Origin of the sequence: Streptomyces sp. NPDC059828, from assembly GCF_042731955.1 — a bacterium.
Classification (GTDB): domain Bacteria; phylum Actinomycetota; class Actinomycetes; order Streptomycetales; family Streptomycetaceae; genus Streptomyces.
In genome coordinates this window covers 1-16,401 of sequence record NZ_JBHWIW010000067.1, presented here as the reverse complement: position 1 = coordinate 16,401, position 16,401 = coordinate 1, and the positions used below count along the sequence as shown (strand labels likewise).

The 16,401-nt window shown below is 71.4% G+C and carries 14 protein-coding genes; 10 read left to right on the top strand and 4 right to left on the bottom strand.

Annotated elements, in window-relative coordinates:
* Positions 1 to 76 precede the first annotated feature (76 nt).
* Positions 77 to 694, top strand: a complete 618-nt coding sequence (locus tag ACFV6V_RS28910; protein ID WP_385570714.1) for a nucleoside triphosphate pyrophosphatase — start codon at positions 77 to 79, stop codon at positions 692 to 694.
* A 267-nt stretch (positions 695 to 961) separates the two neighbouring features.
* On the opposite strand, the gene ACFV6V_RS28905 is transcribed toward ACFV6V_RS28910, so the two are convergent.
* Positions 962 to 1,453, bottom strand: coding sequence for a hypothetical protein (locus tag ACFV6V_RS28905; protein ID WP_385570713.1), 492 nt, complete (start codon positions 1,451 to 1,453; stop codon positions 962 to 964).
* Between the two features lie 465 nt (positions 1,454 to 1,918).
* On the opposite strand from ACFV6V_RS28905, the gene ACFV6V_RS28900 reads away from it, so the two are divergent.
* Both ACFV6V_RS28900 and ACFV6V_RS28895 read left to right on the top strand, forming a co-directional pair.
* Positions 1,919 to 3,682, top strand: coding sequence for an acetyl/propionyl/methylcrotonyl-CoA carboxylase subunit alpha (locus ACFV6V_RS28900; protein WP_385570711.1), 1,764 nt, complete (start codon positions 1,919 to 1,921; stop codon positions 3,680 to 3,682).
* A 223-nt stretch (positions 3,683 to 3,905) separates the two neighbouring features.
* Positions 3,906 to 4,433, top strand: coding sequence for a TetR/AcrR family transcriptional regulator (locus tag ACFV6V_RS28895; RefSeq protein WP_385570736.1), 528 nt, complete (start codon positions 3,906 to 3,908; stop codon positions 4,431 to 4,433).
* A 98-nt stretch (positions 4,434 to 4,531) separates the two neighbouring features.
* Here the strand turns inward: ACFV6V_RS28895 and ACFV6V_RS28890 are convergent, their stop codons facing one another.
* Both ACFV6V_RS28890 and ACFV6V_RS28885 read right to left on the bottom strand, forming a co-directional pair.
* Positions 4,532 to 5,416 carry a DeoR/GlpR family DNA-binding transcription regulator gene (locus ACFV6V_RS28890; RefSeq protein ID WP_385570734.1) on the bottom strand — a complete coding sequence of 295 codons (885 nt, stop codon included), beginning with the start codon at positions 5,414 to 5,416 and terminating at the stop codon, positions 4,532 to 4,534.
* Between the two features lie 212 nt (positions 5,417 to 5,628).
* On the bottom strand, positions 5,629 to 7,209 hold the full coding sequence (locus tag ACFV6V_RS28885) for an NAD(P)H-quinone dehydrogenase (RefSeq protein WP_385570710.1): 1,581 nt from the start codon (positions 7,207 to 7,209) through the stop codon (positions 5,629 to 5,631).
* Between the two features lie 43 nt (positions 7,210 to 7,252).
* On the opposite strand from ACFV6V_RS28885, the gene ACFV6V_RS28880 reads away from it, so the two are divergent.
* The 4 genes from ACFV6V_RS28880 to ACFV6V_RS28865 all read left to right on the top strand — a co-directional run bounded on the left by ACFV6V_RS28880 (position 7,253) and on the right by ACFV6V_RS28865 (position 12,137).
* Positions 7,253 to 7,690 (top strand): gamma-glutamylcyclotransferase, encoded by a 438-nt coding sequence (locus tag ACFV6V_RS28880; protein ID WP_385570708.1) that lies wholly within the window; start codon positions 7,253 to 7,255, stop codon positions 7,688 to 7,690.
* Positions 7,691 to 7,883: 193 nt separating this feature from the next.
* Complete coding sequence (locus tag ACFV6V_RS28875) at positions 7,884 to 8,693, top strand: purine-nucleoside phosphorylase (RefSeq protein ID WP_385570707.1); 810 nt, start codon at positions 7,884 to 7,886, stop codon at positions 8,691 to 8,693.
* A 288-nt stretch (positions 8,694 to 8,981) separates the two neighbouring features.
* Positions 8,982 to 10,646 (top strand): phospho-sugar mutase, encoded by a 1,665-nt coding sequence (locus ACFV6V_RS28870; RefSeq protein WP_385570705.1) that lies wholly within the window; start codon positions 8,982 to 8,984, stop codon positions 10,644 to 10,646.
* 288 nt (positions 10,647 to 10,934) lie between these two features.
* A complete protein-coding gene (locus tag ACFV6V_RS28865) occupies positions 10,935 to 12,137 on the top strand; it encodes a hypothetical protein (protein WP_385570704.1) in 1,203 nt (400 codons plus the stop codon).
* A 79-nt stretch (positions 12,138 to 12,216) separates the two neighbouring features.
* Here the strand turns inward: ACFV6V_RS28865 and ACFV6V_RS28860 are convergent, their stop codons facing one another.
* On the bottom strand, positions 12,217 to 12,873 hold the full coding sequence (locus ACFV6V_RS28860; protein WP_385570702.1) for a PH domain-containing protein: 657 nt from the start codon (positions 12,871 to 12,873) through the stop codon (positions 12,217 to 12,219).
* 179 nt (positions 12,874 to 13,052) lie between these two features.
* Here ACFV6V_RS28860 and deoC point away from each other — a divergent pair, with 179 nt between their 5' ends.
* The 3 genes from deoC to ACFV6V_RS28845 are packed head-to-tail and all read left to right on the top strand — an operon-like array spanning position 13,053 to position 16,322.
* Positions 13,053 to 14,000: a deoxyribose-phosphate aldolase gene (deoC, locus tag ACFV6V_RS28855; protein ID WP_385570732.1), complete on the top strand. Its 948-nt coding sequence runs from the start codon at positions 13,053 to 13,055 to the stop codon at positions 13,998 to 14,000.
* 5 nt (positions 14,001 to 14,005) lie between these two features.
* Positions 14,006 to 15,442: an aldehyde dehydrogenase family protein gene (locus tag ACFV6V_RS28850; RefSeq protein WP_385570701.1), complete on the top strand. Its 1,437-nt coding sequence runs from the start codon at positions 14,006 to 14,008 to the stop codon at positions 15,440 to 15,442.
* Complete coding sequence (locus ACFV6V_RS28845) at positions 15,435 to 16,322, top strand: aldehyde dehydrogenase family protein (RefSeq protein ID WP_385570699.1); 888 nt, start codon at positions 15,435 to 15,437, stop codon at positions 16,320 to 16,322. Before ACFV6V_RS28850 ends, ACFV6V_RS28845 begins: the two co-directional genes overlap by 8 nt.
* Positions 16,323 to 16,401: the final 79 nt, after the last annotated feature.

Here is a 16,401-nt window from a genome sequence, read left to right as displayed (position 1 = left end):
GCGCCCCGGACCCGCTCCCCCGGGTTCCGTCCCCCGGGCTCCGTTCCCGGGACCGCGACACGCCCGGCCCCCTACGATGACCCGCATGACCGATCAGCAGCGCCGCCGTCTCGTACTCGCCTCCGCGTCCCCCGCCCGTCTCGGGCTGCTCCGCGACGCCGGCCTCAGCCCCGAGGTGATCGTCAGCGGGGTCGACGAGGATGCCCTGACCGCGCCGAGCCCCGCCGAGCTGGCACTGGTGCTCGCGGAGGCGAAGGCCGCCGCCGTGGCGGACCGGGCGGAGGCGGCCGGGTCACTGGTCATCGGCTGTGACTCGGTGCTCGACCTGGACGGCGAGGCGCTGGGCAAGCCGGCCGACGCGGAGGAGGCCACCGCCCGCTGGAAGGCCATGCGCGGCCGGGCGGGCGTCCTGCGCACCGGGCACTGCGTGATCGACAACGCCACCGGGCAGCGCGCTTCGGCGACCGCGTCCACCACGGTGAACTTCGGCGACCCGACGGACGCGGAGATCGCCGCGTACGTGGCCAGCGGCGAACCTCTCCGGGTCGCCGGCGCGTTCACCCTGGACGGCCGCTCGTCGGCGTTCGTGGACTCCATCGAGGGCGACTACGGCAACGTCATCGGGCTGTCGCTGCCGCTGCTGCGACGGCTGCTCGGCGAGCTCGGGATCGGGATCACGGACCTCTGGGTCTGAGCGCCCGGGCAGGACGCAGACGTCTGAACGCCGATCGCGGCACCAGGGTCCGGGTCCGGGCCGGCCCAGGCCGTGTTGGAGAACTGGCGTCGTCCGCCCGAAGGGCGGGGCTCGCGGCGTCCGGTGCGTGCCATCGCAAGGCGGTGGGGGTTCCCCCGCCGGAGGCAGGGGGAGGCCGTCCTCGTACGGGGCGTACTCGGACGATTCGACAACACAGCGAGTGTGCGTGCCAGACGCCGCGAGCCGGGCGGGAGTTCTCGAACGGCCTCAGGCGGGAGTCGCGCCGCCAGGAACGGGCGCCGGGCCCTCCGGCGTGCCGGTCGGTGCGGCGTCCGCGGGTTCCTCCGGGGCGCCCTGGTCCCCCGGCCCGTAGACCACCAGCGCCAGCACGATCAGCCCCAGCACCACCATCAGGAACGCGAAGGCGTCCCAGCCGACCAGGCCCACGGTCACCGCACCGATCACGCCGTGCATGACCGCGCAGACGATCAGCAGGACACGTGCGACGCGGCCCGGCGCACGATCCCGGATGGCGACGAGCAGCAACAGCAGTCCGCACACGGCGAGATAGAGGCCGAGGACTCCGCCCATCACCCAGGTGGCGGTCGCCATGGCACCCGGATCCATACCGTCGAGTGACATGCTCTGCTTGTCCACGAAGGTGGCCATGATGCCGTTGATGACCACTATCCCGGCGGCCTCCAGGAAGAGCACGAGCGCGGCCACGAGGGCCACCAGTCTGCGCGCCACGGCGCCCACCCCACAGTTCCCAGCAGTCTGTTACCAGTAGTACGAATGTCAGGGCGAACGCTACTAACGGGTAAACCCACGGACAAGGGCCAGGGCACAGGCAAAGAATCATTCGCCCATTCGTAGGGACTCCACAAAGAATCGAGGCACGCGCCTTAATCCTTGGGCAGAGACCTAGACCACACGAGAGGGCTACGCTGCACGGCAGGAACCAGGCGTACCGTGGTGCGACAAGGGGTTTCACGGTATGGGTATGTCCCGGATCACCCTCCGTGTGGGCAAGCTCACGAGTGGGAACGGGTCGAAAGCCCGTGTCGGTAGTCCCTAAACTCAGCGTGTTTGAGCGAAGTCTTCGGCGCGGTGACCCGCCGAGTACCCCGGCCGGGAAGATCCCGGAGCGGGGTCCGGCCCGCGGCGTAGCCGCATGCCGGGGGTGGCATCCCCCCGGCACAACACAGCAAGGAGGGAGCCATCGTGCGCAAGGTGCTCATCGCCAACCGAGGCGAGATCGCTGTCCGCGTTGCCCGTGCCTGCCGCGACGCCGGGATCGCGAGCGTAGCCGTCTACGCCGATCCGGACCGTGACGCACTGCACGTCCGCGCGGCCGATGAGGCGTTCGCCCTGGGCGGTGACACCCCGGCGGCCAGCTATCTGGACATGGGGAAGGTCCTGAAGGCCGCGGCAGATTCGGGCGCCGACGCCATTCACCCCGGATACGGCTTCCTCTCCGAGAACGCCGAATTCGCCCAGGCGGTCATCGACGCCGGACTGACCTGGATCGGGCCGCCGCCCGCCGCGATCCGTGACCTCGGCGACAAGGTCGCCGCCCGCCACATCGCCCAGCGCGCCGGAGCCCCGCTCGTCGCCGGCACGTCGGACCCGGTCTCGGGCTCGGACGAGGTCGTCACGTTCGCCAAGGAGCACGGTCTCCCGATCGCCATCAAGGCCGCCTTCGGCGGTGGCGGACGCGGCCTGAAGGTCGCCCGCACCCTGGAGGAGGTCCCCGAGCTGTACGAGTCCGCCGTACGCGAGGCCGTGGCCGCCTTCGGCCGTGGCGAGTGCTTCGTGGAGCGGTACCTCGACAAGCCCCGCCACGTCGAGACCCAGTGCCTGGCCGACCAGCACGGCAACGTGGTGGTGGTCTCCACCCGCGACTGCTCGCTCCAGCGCCGCCACCAGAAGCTGGTCGAGGAGGCTCCCGCGCCGTTCCTGACGGACGAGCAGAACGCGGAGCTCTACCGCGCCTCCAAGGCCATCCTCAAGGAAGCCGCCTACGTCGGCGCCGGCACCGTCGAGTTCCTCGTCGGCACGGACGGCACGATCTCCTTCCTCGAGGTCAACACCCGCCTCCAGGTGGAGCACCCGGTCACCGAAGAGGTCACCGGTATCGACCTGGTCCGCGAGATGTTCCGTATCGCCGACGGCGAGGCACTCGGCTACGACGACCCGGAGCTGCGCGGTCACTCCTTCGAGTTCCGCATCAACGGCGAGGACCCGGGCCGCAACTTCCTGCCCGCCCCGGGCACCGTCACCTCCTTCGTACCGCCGACCGGCCCCGGCGTCCGGCTGGACGCGGGTGTCGAGTCCGGCAGCGTCATCGGTCCCGCCTGGGACTCCCTGCTGGCCAAGCTGATCATCACCGGCGCGACCCGTGAGCAGGCCCTGGATCGAGCCCGGCGCGCGCTGGCGGAGTTCCAGGTCGAGGGCATGGCCACGGCCATCCCCTTCCACCGCGCGGTCGTGGCCGACTCCGCCTTCGCCCCGGAGGGTGGCAAGCCGTTCACCGTCCACACCCGGTGGATCGAGACCGAGTTCGTCAACGAGATCAAGCCCTTCTCGGCCCCCGCCGAGGCCGACGTGGAGGACGAGCCCGGTCGCGAGACCGTGGTGGTCGAGGTCGGCGGCAAGCGCCTCGAGGTCTCCCTCCCGTCGTCGCTGGGCATGACCCTCGCCCGCACCGCCGCGGCGGGCGGCGCGAAGCCGAAGCGCCGTGCGGCGAAGAAGTCCGGCCCTGCGGCCTCCGGTGACACCCTCGCGTCCCCGATGCAGGGCACGATCGTCAAGGTCGCGGTCGAGGAGGGGCAGCAGGTCAACGAGGGCGACCTGGTCGTCGTGCTCGAGGCCATGAAGATGGAGCAGCCGCTGAACGCGCACCGTTCCGGCACCATCAAGGGCCTCTCCGCCGAGGTGGGCGCTTCGCTCACCTCCGGTGCGGTGATCTGCGAGATCAAGGACTGATCAAGGACTGAGAACTGACGGGACCTGTGTCCCTGTGTGGGCCCCGCCGGGCATTCCCGGCGGGGCCCACACGCGTGCGGGGCCTTGGGGCATGCTGGGTGCCATGACCACGAGCACCACGGGCACGGAGGCAGCGGATACCGCCGGTGCGGCGGGTACGTCCGGTGCGGCGGACACGGGCGGCACGGCGGGCGTAGTCGGCACGGCCGGAGCGGCCCGGCCGATGCGCGCCGATGCGCGCCGCAACTACGAACGGCTGCTCGTCGAGGCCCGCGCCGCCTTTGCCGAACACGGCACGGATGCCTCCCTGGAGGACATCGCCCGTCGCGCCGGCGTCGGCATCGGCACCCTCTACCGCCACTTCCCGAATCGCCACGCCCTGATGAACGCGGTCTTCCGGGACGCCCTGGAATCCCTGCTGGAGCGCTCACGTCAGCTGGCGTCGGCGGAGCAGCCCTGCGGGGCGCTGGTGGAGTGGCTGCGCGCGCTCATCACCCATACCGGCGAGTACCGGGGTGTGGCACGTGCCCTGATGTCCGCCTCGCTGTCCCAGTGCAGCGAGCCCCTGCGCGAGGCGGGAGCGGTACTGCTGGCGCGGGCGCAGGGGGCGGGAGTGGTGCGGGCCGATGTCTCGATCGGCGACCTGATGCAGCTCACCAACGCGATCGCCCTCGCCGCGGAGCAGGCCCCGGAGGACCCGGCCCTTCCTGACCGCCTGCTGCGGCTGACCCTGCGGGGCCTTGGGGCATAGGGGTGGCGGTTCACGGCACCCCGCACCCCGTGGGGTGAGGCGCCGAGGTGCCCCACGGCGCGGGGCGCGGGGAAACCGCCCCGCGCCCCGCCGGGGGGCTACCTTCGGCGGAGGTCTGCCACGCGGGCGCGCTCCGGCTCCGCCAGCACCGCTGCCCTCAGCCCCGCCGCCGCACCCGGATGCGTACGCCGCTGTCCGGGGAGGGGCACCTCATGGCGAGGGCGCGCGGCACCACCGCCCGCACCGGCCACCGCGACCTGGACGCCCTGGTCCGCGAGGGCCTGGAGCTCGGTCGCGGCGCGGTCGTCGTGCGGCGGGGGCTCGTCCGTCACCAGACGGGTGATCACATCCGTCGGCACGGTCTGGAACATGGTGTCCGTACCCAGCTTGGTGTGATCCGCGAGCACCACCACCTCCGCCGCCGCCTGCACCAGCGCCCGGTCGACGCTCGCCGACAGCATGTTGGACGTGGACAGGCCGCGCTCGGCCGTGAGACCGCTCCCGGACAGGAAGGCACGTGACACCCGCAGCCCTTGGAGGGACTGTTCCGCCCCACTGCCGACCAGCGCGTAGTTCGAGCCACGCAGGGTGCCCCCGGTCATGACGACCTCGACACGGTTGGCGTGCGCGAGCGCCTGGGCGACCAGCAGCGAGTTGGTCACCACGGTCAGCCCGGGGACCCGGGCGAGCCGGCGTGCCAGCTCCTGGGTGGTCGTACCGGCGCCGACCACGATGGCCTCGCCCTCTTCAACCAGAGCCGCGGCGGCGTCGGCGATCGCCGTCTTCTCCGCGGTCGCGAGATGGGATTTCTGCGGGAAGCCGGACTCTCGCGTGAATCCACCCGGCAGCACCGCACCGCCATGCCGGCGGTCGAGGAGTCCTTCTGCCTCGAGCGCCCGCACGTCCCGGCGTACGGTCACTTCGGAGGTCTGGACTACGCGGGCGAGCTCACGGAGCGACACGGCTCCATTGGCGCGCACCATTTCGAGGATCAACTGACGACGTTCTGCAGCGAACACGAAACTGACAGTAACCTGACCGGCCGATACTTTTCAGCGCTTTGCGCCGAATCAGCGAAGTTCCGTACAAGACGGACCCCCACATGGTAAGGATCCGTCGGCGCCCACCAGGAGTACGTCCCGCTTGGCCGCGAATGCCCCCGTTATGCCTGGCCCGGGCTTCGCCTGGGCGTCACCTACGCGTCACCCGCCGTCTTGCGCGTGTGGAGCTGCCGCGCCACCTCCGCGATCGAGCCCGAAAGCGAGGGGTACACGGTGAAAGCGTTTGCGATCTGTTCCACCGTCAGATTGTTGTCGACCGCGATCGAGATGGGGTGGATCAGTTCCGAAGCGCGCGGGGACACGACCACACCCCCGACCACGATCCCGGTGCCTGGACGGCAGAAGATCTTGACGAAACCGTCCCGGATGCCCTGCATCTTCGCGCGCGGGTTACGCAGCAGCGGCAGCTTGACGACCCGGGCGTCGATCACCCCGGAGTCCACGTCGGCCTGCGTGTAGCCGACCGTCGCGATCTCGGGGTCGGTGAAGACGTTCGACGAGACCGTCTTGAGGTTCAGCGGGGCGACCGCGTCGCCGAGGAAGTGGTACATCGCGATCCGGCCCTGCATCGCGGCGACCGAGGCCAGGGCGAACACCCCGGTGACGTCACCGGCCGCGTACACACCGGGCGCGGACGTGCGGGAGACCTTGTCGGTCCAGATGTGGCCGGAGTCGGTGAGGCGGACACCGGCCTCCTCCAGGCCCATCCCGGCGGAGTTGGGGATCGCACCGACCGCCATCAGGCAGTGCGTGCCGGAGATGACCCGGCCGTCCGCGAGGGTCACTTCGACGCGGTCGCCGACCCGCTTGGCGGACTGGGCGCGGGAGCGCGCCATGACGTTCATGCCCCGGCGCCGGAACACGTCCTCCAGGACGGCCGCGGCGTCCGGGTCCTCACCCGGCAGCACGCGGTCGCGGGACGAGACCAGGGTGACCCGGGACCCCAGCGCCTGGTACGCGCCGGCGAACTCGGCTCCCGTGACACCGGAACCCACCACGATCAGCTCCTCGGGGAGCTCGGTGAGGTCGTAGACCTGGGTCCAGTTCAGGATGCGCTCGCCGTCGGGCAGCGCGTCGGGGATCTCGCGCGGGTGACCGCCGGTGGCGAGCAGCACCGCGTCGGCGGTGAGGGTCTCCTCGGTGCCGTCGGCCGCCGTGACGATGACGTGGCGGGAGCCGTCGCTGGCCTGCTGGCCGTCGAGCCGGCCGCGACCGCGCATGACGCGGGCGCCGGCGCGGGTCACGGACGCGGTGATGTCGTGCGACTGGGCGAGCGCGAGCCGCTTCACCCGTCGGTTGACCTTGCCGAGGTCGACGCCCACGATCCGGGCGGCCTGCTCGACGTGCGGGGTGTCGTCGGCCACGATGATGCCGAGCTCCTCGTGGGAGGAGTCGAAGTTGGTCATCACCTCGGCGGTGGCGATCAGGGTCTTCGAGGGCACGCAGTCGGTGAGTACGGAGGCTCCGCCGAGGCCGTCGCTGTCGACGACGGTCACCTCCGCGCCGAGCTGGGCCGCCACCAGGGCCGCCTCGTATCCGCCGGGTCCGCCGCCGATGATCACGATCCGGGTCACTGGGGTTACGCCTCGCGCTCTCGCTCTGCCGGGTGTCCGTCGCACCCATTGTCCCGCACGCTTCAAAGTGCTTCGCGCCGGGTCGGGATTCGGACAGTGCGGGACGAGGCGCAGAGGGGCTCGGTACGTGATGCGGACCATGGAGACAGGCCAACGGCACGCCCCCTCCCGTACCCTCGATCTCATGTCGCTCTACGCCGCGTACGCCGGCAACCTCGACGCGCGGCTGATGACCCGCCGCGCCCCGCACTCCCCGCTGCGCGGCACCGGCTGGCTCAACGGCTGGCGGCTGACCTTCGGCGGCGAGCAGATGGGCTGGGAAGGGGCACTGGCCACCATCGTGGAGGCGCCGCGTTCCCAGGTCTTCGTCGCGCTGTACGACATCGCGCCGCTGGACGAGGAATCGATGGACCGCTGGGAGGGCGTCGGGCTCGACATATACCGGCGGATGCGGGTGCGGGTGCACACACTGGACGGCGAGGAAGCGGCCTGGGTCTACGTGCTGAACGGCTACGAGGGCGGGCTGCCCTCCGCGCGCTATCTGGGCGAGATCGCGGACGCGGCGGAGTCGGCGGGGGCGCCGCACGACTATGTGATGGAGCTGCGCAAGCGGCCCTGTTAGGCCGAAACAGGCCTGAGTAGGGCTGAGTCGGGCTTATAGGGGCTTAGTGGGGCCGAATCAGACGGCCGGCCATTCGTACGTCTGATCGACACCCCTCGTCGGCCGCTCTTGTCGAATGCGACGAGAAAACGGTCGCAGATCTAGTGAGCATTGCCATCTACGCGCGTAGGGTTTCTCGGGCTAGGCTTTGCCTGTGAACGTTTCTGTTAACCCGGATCCCCATGCCGCCGCCTCCGAGGCCGCTGCCCGCCTGCGTGAGCTCACGGGCGCCGAGACCCACGACGTCGCCCTGGTGATGGGCTCCGGCTGGGCGCCGGCCGTCGACGCCCTCGGCGCTCCCGAGGCCGAATTCCCGGTCACCGAGCTGCCCGGCTTCCCCCCGCCCGCTGTCGAGGGGCACGGCGGCACGATCCGCTCGTACAAGATCGGCGCGAAGCGCGCGCTGGTCTTCCTGGGCCGCACCCACTACTACGAGGGCCGCGGCGTGGCCGCCGTCGCCCATGGTGTGCGCACCGCCGTCGCTGCGGGCTGCAAGACCGTTGTCCTCACCAACGGCTGCGGCGGTCTGCGCGAGGGCATGCGCCCCGGTCAGCCCGTGCTGATCAGCGACCACATCAACCTGACGGCCGCGTCCCCGATCATCGGCGCGAACTTCGTGGACCTGACCGACCTGTACTCGCCGCGGCTGCGGGCGCTGTGCAAGGAGGTGGACGCGACGCTGGAGGAAGGCGTGTACGTCCAGTTCCCCGGCCCGCACTACGAGACCCCGGCCGAGATCAACATGGTCCGCGTGATGGGCGGCGACCTCGTCGGCATGTCCACCGTGCTCGAGGCCATCGCGGCCCGCGAGGCGGGTGCGGAGGTGCTCGGCATCTCCCTGGTGACGAATCTGGCCGCCGGCCTGTCGGGCGAGCCCCTCAACCACGAGGAGGTCCTCCAGGCAGGACGCGACTCGGCGGCGCGGATGGGCGAGCTGCTGACCAAGGTTCTGTCCCGCATCTAGTCCCGGCCCGGCCCAGGGCCCGTCCGAAGCCCGCCGCGGTCGGGGCACGCCTGAGGGCCGCCCCGACCGCGGCGGGCTTCGGAGCCACGTGGTGGGCCGGTTTCGCGGTGCGCCGCACCCCGTACGGAGGAGTGTCCGTCCGCAAACTCCGGGGACTTGTCCGGGAGACCCCTGACGGGCCCGGTTCCACACGCCTGCCCCCACCGTGGAGACGCCGCTGGTGGTGGTGCCCGCCCGGACGGGTAGCCCTAAGCCGTACGCACAACGACATCAGAGAGGCACATCACCGTGGCGCAGGACCTGATCGCCAGAGCAGAGGCTTGGCTCGCCGAGGACCCGGACGGGGACACGCGGGAGGAGCTGAGCCGCCTCATCGAGGCCGGGGACACCACGGAGCTCGAGGCGCGGTTCGCCGGGACGCTCCAGTTCGGGACGGCCGGGCTGCGCGGGGAGCTCGGGGCCGGGCCCATGCGGATGAACCGTGCCGTGGTCATCCGGGCCGCGGCCGGCCTCGCCGCCTATCTGAAGGCGCAGGGGCATACCGGCGGCCTCGTCGTCATCGGCTACGACGCCCGCTACAAGTCCGCGGACTTCGCCCTGGACACGGCCGCCGTGATGATCGGCGCAGGGCTGCGCGCCGCCTTGCTGCCCCGGCCGCTCCCGACACCGGTGCTCGCGTTCGCGATCAGGCATCTGGGGGCCGTCGCCGGGGTCGAGGTGACCGCCAGCCACAATCCGCCGCGCGACAACGGCTACAAGGTCTACCTGGGCGACGGCTCCCAGATCGTGCCGCCCGCCGACGCCGGGATCGCCGAGCGGATCGAGGCGGTGGGCAGCCTGCACGACGTCCCGCGGCCCGAGTCGGGCTGGGAGACGCTCGGGGACGAGGTCCTGGAGGCGTATCTGGCGCGCACGGACGCGGTGCTGAGCCCTGCGTCGCCGCGTACGGCCCGCGTGGTCTACACGGCCATGCACGGCGTCGGCAAGGACGTGGTGCTGGCCGCCTGGGAGCGGGCCGGCTTCCCCGCTCCCGTGCTCGTCGAGGAACAGGCGGAGCCCGACCCCGCGTTCCCGACGGTCGCGTTCCCCAACCCGGAGGAGCCGGGGGCGATGGACCTCGCCTTCGCGAAGGCGCGCGAGGCCGGGCCGGACATCGTGATCGCCAATGACCCCGACGCCGACCGTTGCGCCGTCGCCGTGCCGGACGACGGTGTGGAAGGCGGCTGGCGGATGCTCCGCGGTGACGAGGTGGGCGCGCTGCTCGCCGCGCACCTGGTCCACAAGGGCGTGTCCGCGAGCGACGAGCGGCGCACCTTCGCGGAGTCGATCGTGTCGTCCTCGCTGCTCGGCCGGATCGCCGCGGCGGCCGGTCTCGGCTACGAGGAGACCCTGACCGGCTTCAAGTGGATCGCCCGTGTCGAGGGTCTGCGGTACGGCTACGAAGAGGCGCTGGGCTACTGCGTCGACCCCGAGGGCGTACGGGACAAGGACGGCATCACCGCCGCGCTGATGGTCGCCGAGCTGGCGTCGGAGCTGAAGGCACAGGACCGCGGCCTCTCGGACCTGCTGGACGACCTCGCCGTGGAGCACGGGCTGCACGCCACCGACCAGCTCTCGGTCCGGGTCGAGGACCTGGGCGTCATCGCCGACGCGATGCGCCGGCTGCGCGAGCAGCCGCCGGTGCTGCTGGCCGGGCTGCACGTGGTCTCGGCGGAGGACCTGACGAAGGGCACCGCCCAGCTGCCGCCCACGGACGGTCTGCGGTACCACCTCGAGGGCGAGTTCAAGGCCCGGGTGATCGTCCGCCCGAGCGGTACCGAGCCCAAGCTGAAGTGCTACCTGGAGGTCGTGGTGCCGGTCGCGGACGCGAGCGAGCTGTCCGGTGCACGCGGCCGGGCGGCCGAGGTACTCGGAGCGATCAAGACGGACCTGGCAGCTGCCGCCGGTATCTGACGCCGGGACCCGGGCACGGAGGCTGGGCACGGGGCTGTCTTCCTGCGGGTGAATCCCGTACGGCAGTTGACGCAGCACCCGTGCCCGGCCCGCCTGTGCGGGTGAAAGTGACCCCGGTAGGCCGTGTTGGAGAGCTGGCGCCGTCCGCACGAAGGGCGGAGGCCGTCCACGTCCCGGGTGCACTCGGACGACTCCGCAAACGCAGCGAGTGCGTGTGCCGGGCGTCGTGAGCCGGGCGGGAGTTCGCGAGCACGGCCTGACGCCCGCCGAGCCACCGGAGCAGCCGCAGTGCCTCCCACCGCAACAACGCCCCACCGCACCGTGCCCGCCTCCCGCCGCCCGCCGGCCCCGGGAGGCGGCGGCGCACCGGACGGCGCGAAGCAGCGGTTGTCGCGGGCTCTGGGCAAGGTGGCTCCCGCACTGCTCGGGTATGTGGTGGTACGGCTGTTCGGGCTGCTCGTACTCGCCCGCTGGACGCACGTCCAGGGCCGCGGTGTGTGGCCGACCCTCGCCACCACCTGGGACTCCCGCTGGTACCTGGGCATCGCGGACCACGGGTACCAGCAGGGGCTGGGCACCGCGCTGGACTCCAACAACCTGGCGTTCTTCCCCCTCTACCCCGGGCTGGTGAAGGCCGTCGCCGCGGTGACGCCCGGCACCCGCGCCTCCGTCGCACTGGCGATCGCCGTGGTGGCGTCGCTGGTCGCCGCCTGGGGGATCTTCGCGGTCGGCGACCTCCTGCACGGGCCGCGCGCCGGGACCGTGCTCACGGTGCTGTGGGCCGCGACGCCCGTCGGGATCGTCCAGTGGATGGGCTACACCGAGTCGCTGTTCACCGCTCTCACCGCCTGGGCCCTCCACGCGGGGCTCAGGGGCCGCTGGCTGTGGGCGGGCCCGCTCGCGACGCTGGCAGGGCTGACCCGGCCGACGGGTATCGCCGTGGCCGCCGCCGTGACCCTCGCGGGCCTGGTGGCGTACGCCGGGACCCGGGACCGGCGAGCGCTCGCCGGTGCGCTGCTCGCGCCTCTGGGGTGGGCCGGGTACGTCGGCTGGGTGGGGCTGCGGGTCGGCCGCTGGGACGGGTACTTCGCCGTACAGAAGCTGTGGCGCAACGAGTGGGACGGTGGCCGGGAGACGCTCCGGCAGCTACGCGAGCAGCTCGCCTATGACGCGACGCCCACGCTGTTCCTGGTCGTCGTGTCGGTCGTCCTCCTGCTGTCAGTCGGCTTGTACCTGCTCTGTCTGGCGGACCGCCAGCCGCTGCTGCTGGTGGTCTTCTCGGGCGTGCTGCTGGCCGTCGTCCTCGGCAGTGGAGGCGTGTACTTCCCCCGTGCGCGGTTTCTCATGCCGGCGTTTCCCCTGCTGCTGCCGATCGCCCTGGCGCTGGCACGGGCGCGGCGTGCCGTGGTGGCGCTGGTGCTGGGCGGTGCGGTGCTCTCGTCCGCGTGGTTCGGCACGTATCTGCTGCTGGTGTGGTCGGGCCCGCCGTGACCGGCTGCACCGCCGTCTGTGGCGGTGCGGGTGATGGGTACGTACAGCGGGCTGGGGCGGGTCGGACCCGCGCGACGCCTCAGCCGATGGCCAGCAGCACCACGAGCAGGATCGCGCCCGCGACCGCGGGGGCTATCACCTCGTAGGCCCAGCGCACCTGGGGCTCGCCCTGCGCGCCGGGGCGGGAGGCGCAGCGCTCGCTCATCTCGCGCAGGTCCGCGATCGTCTGGTCGGCGGGCGCGAGCCGGGAGCGGGTGTCGGTGACATCGGCAGTCACGGAGGTGCGACCGTGCGGGTCGTCGTGAGCGGCCATCGTCTGTCTGCGGGCGGCGCGCTTGCGCTTGCCCAGAGACACCGGCACGGCCCAGAGCTGGTACTTGGTGCCCTCCTGGGTGAAGACCTCGCTGGAATAGCCGGCCCTGACAGCGGCGACCGCTGCCCACGGGAGCACGATCGTGCGGAACGGGTTCCTGATCCGGAGCCGGTCGTCGTTGGCGAACACCGCGGGCCTCAGCGTGAACGCGACGATCAGCGGCAGCGCGAGCAGCAGCGCCGCGAGCGCCAGCCAGGGAGCACGACCCTCGCCGCGCACCAGTGCGTCGCCGCCGATCCAGGCGGCGACCGCGAGCATCAGCCCACCGCAGACCATTCCGGCGACGGACCGGAAGACGCGGTCGGCGTACACCGGCTCGACGGGCTGCTGGTCGGGGCCCTGGCCTGGGCTGGAGGTCGTCATGCCCTCGATTCTGCCTCACCTGCCCCCGACCCAAGGAGGGCCTGTGGACAACTATCCGCCAGGACCGGATCGTCGCGGTGGCGGGCCTGAACCAGGAACCGGGCGACTGCCCGGACCGGCCGGAATCGGACCCGGGACTGTACAGTCGCTACGCGCGTAGATATGCTCCCCTGGTGACCATGCCCATCATTGCACCTGCATTCGCTGACGTGACCACGTCCGACAGCGCACTGCGCCGCTTCCTGCACGGGCTGCCCGGTGTCGACGCCGTCGGCCTGGAAGCGCGCGCCGCGTCCCTCGGCACCCGCTCCATCAAGACGACGGCCAAGGCGTACGCCATCGACCTGGCCATCTCGATGATCGACCTGACGACGCTGGAAGGCGCGGACACCCCGGGCAAGGTCCGGGCGCTCGCCGCCAAGGCCGTCAACCCCGACCCGACCGACCGTACGACCCCGAAGACGGCCGCCGTCTGCGTCTACCCCGACATGGTGGCCACCGCCAAGGCCGCCATCGGCGGGGCCGGCGTGAAGGTCGCCTCCGTCGCCACCGCCTTCCCCGCGGGCCGTGCGGCACTTGACGTGAAGCTCGCGGACACCCGTGACGCCGTCGAGGCCGGGGCCGACGAGATCGACATGGTGATCGACCGCGGGGCGTTCCTCGCGGGCAAGTACATGAAGGTCTTCGAGGAGATCCAGGCGGTCAAGGAGGCCTCGGGCGCCGCGCGCCTGAAGGTCATCTTCGAGACCGGCGAGCTCTCGACGTACGACAACATCCGCCGTGCCTCCTGGCTCGGCATGATGGCCGGGGCCGACTTCATCAAGACGTCCACCGGCAAGGTCGCCGTGAACGCCACCCCGGCGAACACCCTGCTCATGCTGGAGGCCGTCCGCGACTTCCGCGCACAGACCGGGGTTCAGGTGGGTGTGAAGCCCGCCGGAGGCATTCGCACGAGCAAGGACGCAATCAAGTTCCTGGTGCTGGTCAACGAGACCGCCGGTGCTGACTGGCTGGACAACCACTGGTTCCGCTTCGGCGCCTCGAGCCTGCTCAACGATCTGCTGATGCAGCGCCAGAAGCTGGCGACCGGCCGATACTCCGGCCCCGACTACGTGACGGTGGACTGAGCGAGATGACCATGTCCTTTGAATACGCACCCGCTCCCGAGTCGCGGTCGGTCGTCGACATCGCGCCCTCGTACGGCCTCTTCATCGACGGCGAGTTCACCGACGCCGCCGACGGCAAGGTCTTCAAGACGGTCTCCCCGTCCACCGAGGAGGTGCTGTCCGAGGTCGCCCAGGCGGGCTCCGAGGACGTCGACCGGGCCGTGAAGGCCGCTCGCAAGGCGTTCGAGAAGTGGTCGGCGCTGCCGGGTTCCGAGCGCGCCAAGTACCTGTTCCGCATCGCCCGGATCATCCAGGAGCGCTCGCGTGAGCTGGCCGTCCTGGAGACCCTGGACAACGGAAAGCCGATCAGGGAGACCCGCGACGCCGACCTGCCCCTGGTCGCGGCGCACTTCTTCTACTACGCCGGCTGGGCCGACAAGCTCGACCACGCGGGCTACGGCCCGGATCCGCGGCCGCTGGGTGTCGCGGGCCAGGTCATCCCCTGGAACTTCCCGCTGCTGATGCTGGCCTGGAAGATCGCCCCGGCACTGGCCACCGGCAACACGGTGGTGCTGAAGCCCGCCGAGACCACCCCGCTGTCGGCGCTGTTCTTCGCGGACATCTGCCGCCAGGCCGGACTGCCCAAGGGTGTCGTCAACATCCTTCCCGGCTACGGTGACGCGGGCGAGGCCCTCGTCGGGCACCCGGACGTCAACAAGGTCGCCTTCACCGGCTCCACCGCGGTCGGCAAGGCCATCGCCCGCTCCGTGGCCGGGACCGACAAGAAGGTCACCCTGGAGCTGGGCGGCAAGGGCGCCAACATCGTCTTCGACGACGCCCCGATCGACCAGGCCGTCGAGGGCATCGTCGGCGGCATCTTCTTCAACCAGGGCCAGGTCTGCTGCGCGGGCTCCCGGCTGCTGGTGCAGGAGTCGATCCAGGACGAGCTGCTGGAGTCGCTCAAGCGGCGGCTGTCCACGCTGCGCCTCGGCGACCCGATGGACAAGAACACCGACATCGGCGCGATCAACTCGGCGGAGCAGCTGGCCCGGATCACCGCGCTCGCGGAGACCGGCGAGGCCGAGGGCGCCGAGCGCTGGTCCGCCCCGTGCGAGCTGCCCTCGTCCGGCTACTGGTTCGCCCCGACGCTCTTCACGAACGTCACCCAGGCGCACACCATCGCCCGTGACGAGATCTTCGGACCGGTGCTGTCGGTGCTGACCTTCCGCACTCCGGACGAGGCCGTCGCCAAGGCCAACAACAGCCAGTACGGCCTGTCCGCGGGCATCTGGACGGAGAAGGGCTCCCGCATCCTCGCGGTGGCGAACAAGCTCCGCGCCGGTGTGGTCTGGGCCAACACCTTCAACAAGTTCGACCCGACCTCGCCGTTCGGCGGCTACAAGGAGTCGGGCTTCGGCCGCGAGGGCGGCCGTCACGGTCTGGAGGCCTACCTCGATGTCTGATTCGCGCCTCAGCGTCTTCAAGACCTACAAGCTGTTCGTCGGGGGCAAGTTCCCCCGCAGCGAGAGCGGACGGGTGTACGAGGTGACCGACTCCAAGGGCAACTGGCTGGCCAACGCCCCGCTGTCGTCCCGCAAGGACGCCCGTGACGCGGTCGTCGCGGCGCGCAAGGCGTTCGGCGCCTGGTCGGGCGCCACCGCGTACAACCGCGGCCAGATCCTCTACCGCATCGCCGAGATGCTGGAAGGCCGCCGCGAGCAGTTCGTGCGCGAGGTGGCCGACGCCGAGGGCCTGTCCAAGTCCAAGGCGGTCGCGGTGGTGGACGCGGCGATCGACCGCTGGGTCTGGTACGCGGGCTGGACCGACAAGATCGGCCAGATCGTGGGCGGGGCGAACCCGGTCGCGGGTCCGTACTTCAACCTGTCCACGCCCGAGCCGACCGGTGTCGTCACGGTGCTGGCCCCGCAGGAGTCGTCCTTCCTGGGCCTGGTGTCGGTGATCGCCCCGGCGATCGCGACGGGCAACACGGTCGTGGTCATCGCCTCCGAGAGGGCCCCGCTGCCGGCCCTGTCCCTCGGCGAGGTGCTGGCCACCTCGGATCTGCCCGGCGGCGTGGTCAACGTCCTGTCCGGCCGCACCTCCGAGCTCGCCACCCCGCTCGCCGCCCACCAGGACGTCAACGCGATCGACCTGACCGGCGCGGACGAGCAGTTGGCGAAGGAGCTGGAGGCCGCCGCGGCGGACAACCTCAAGCGGCTGCTCCGCCGGGGCGCCGACGACTGGTCGGCTGACCCGGGCACCCGCCGGATGACCGCGTTCCTGGAGACCAAGACGGTCTGGCACCCCACGGGTTCGCTGGGCGCGTCGGGTTCGTCGTACTGACCGCCCGCTGACGGACGGCTGGGCCCGGACCGTAGCGGACCGCCGCCGTCCGTCAGCGGAGCCGGAGAGCCGCGCCTCC

Excerpts from the sequence above, each read along its gene's own strand:
- ACFV6V_RS28850 (WP_385570701.1), top strand. The coding sequence starts at position 14,006 with ATGACCATGTCCTTTGAATACGCACCCGCTCCCGAGTCGCGGTCGGTC.
- deoC (WP_385570732.1), top strand. The coding sequence starts at position 13,053 with ATGCCCATCATTGCACCTGCATTCGCTGACGTGACCACGTCCGACAGC.
- ACFV6V_RS28845 (WP_385570699.1), top strand. The coding sequence starts at position 15,435 with ATGTCTGATTCGCGCCTCAGCGTCTTCAAGACCTACAAGCTGTTCGTC.
- ACFV6V_RS28910 (WP_385570714.1), top strand. The coding sequence starts at position 77 with ATGACCCGCATGACCGATCAGCAGCGCCGCCGTCTCGTACTCGCCTCC.
- ACFV6V_RS28880 (WP_385570708.1), top strand. The coding sequence starts at position 7,253 with ATGTCGCTCTACGCCGCGTACGCCGGCAACCTCGACGCGCGGCTGATG.
- ACFV6V_RS28895 (WP_385570736.1), top strand. The coding sequence starts at position 3,906 with ATGCGCGCCGATGCGCGCCGCAACTACGAACGGCTGCTCGTCGAGGCC.
- ACFV6V_RS28885 (WP_385570710.1), bottom strand. The coding sequence starts at position 7,209 with ATGGTCCGCATCACGTACCGAGCCCCTCTGCGCCTCGTCCCGCACTGT.
- ACFV6V_RS28890 (WP_385570734.1), bottom strand. The coding sequence starts at position 5,416 with ATGGTGCGCGCCAATGGAGCCGTGTCGCTCCGTGAGCTCGCCCGCGTA.
- ACFV6V_RS28860 (WP_385570702.1), bottom strand. The coding sequence starts at position 12,873 with ATGACGACCTCCAGCCCAGGCCAGGGCCCCGACCAGCAGCCCGTCGAG.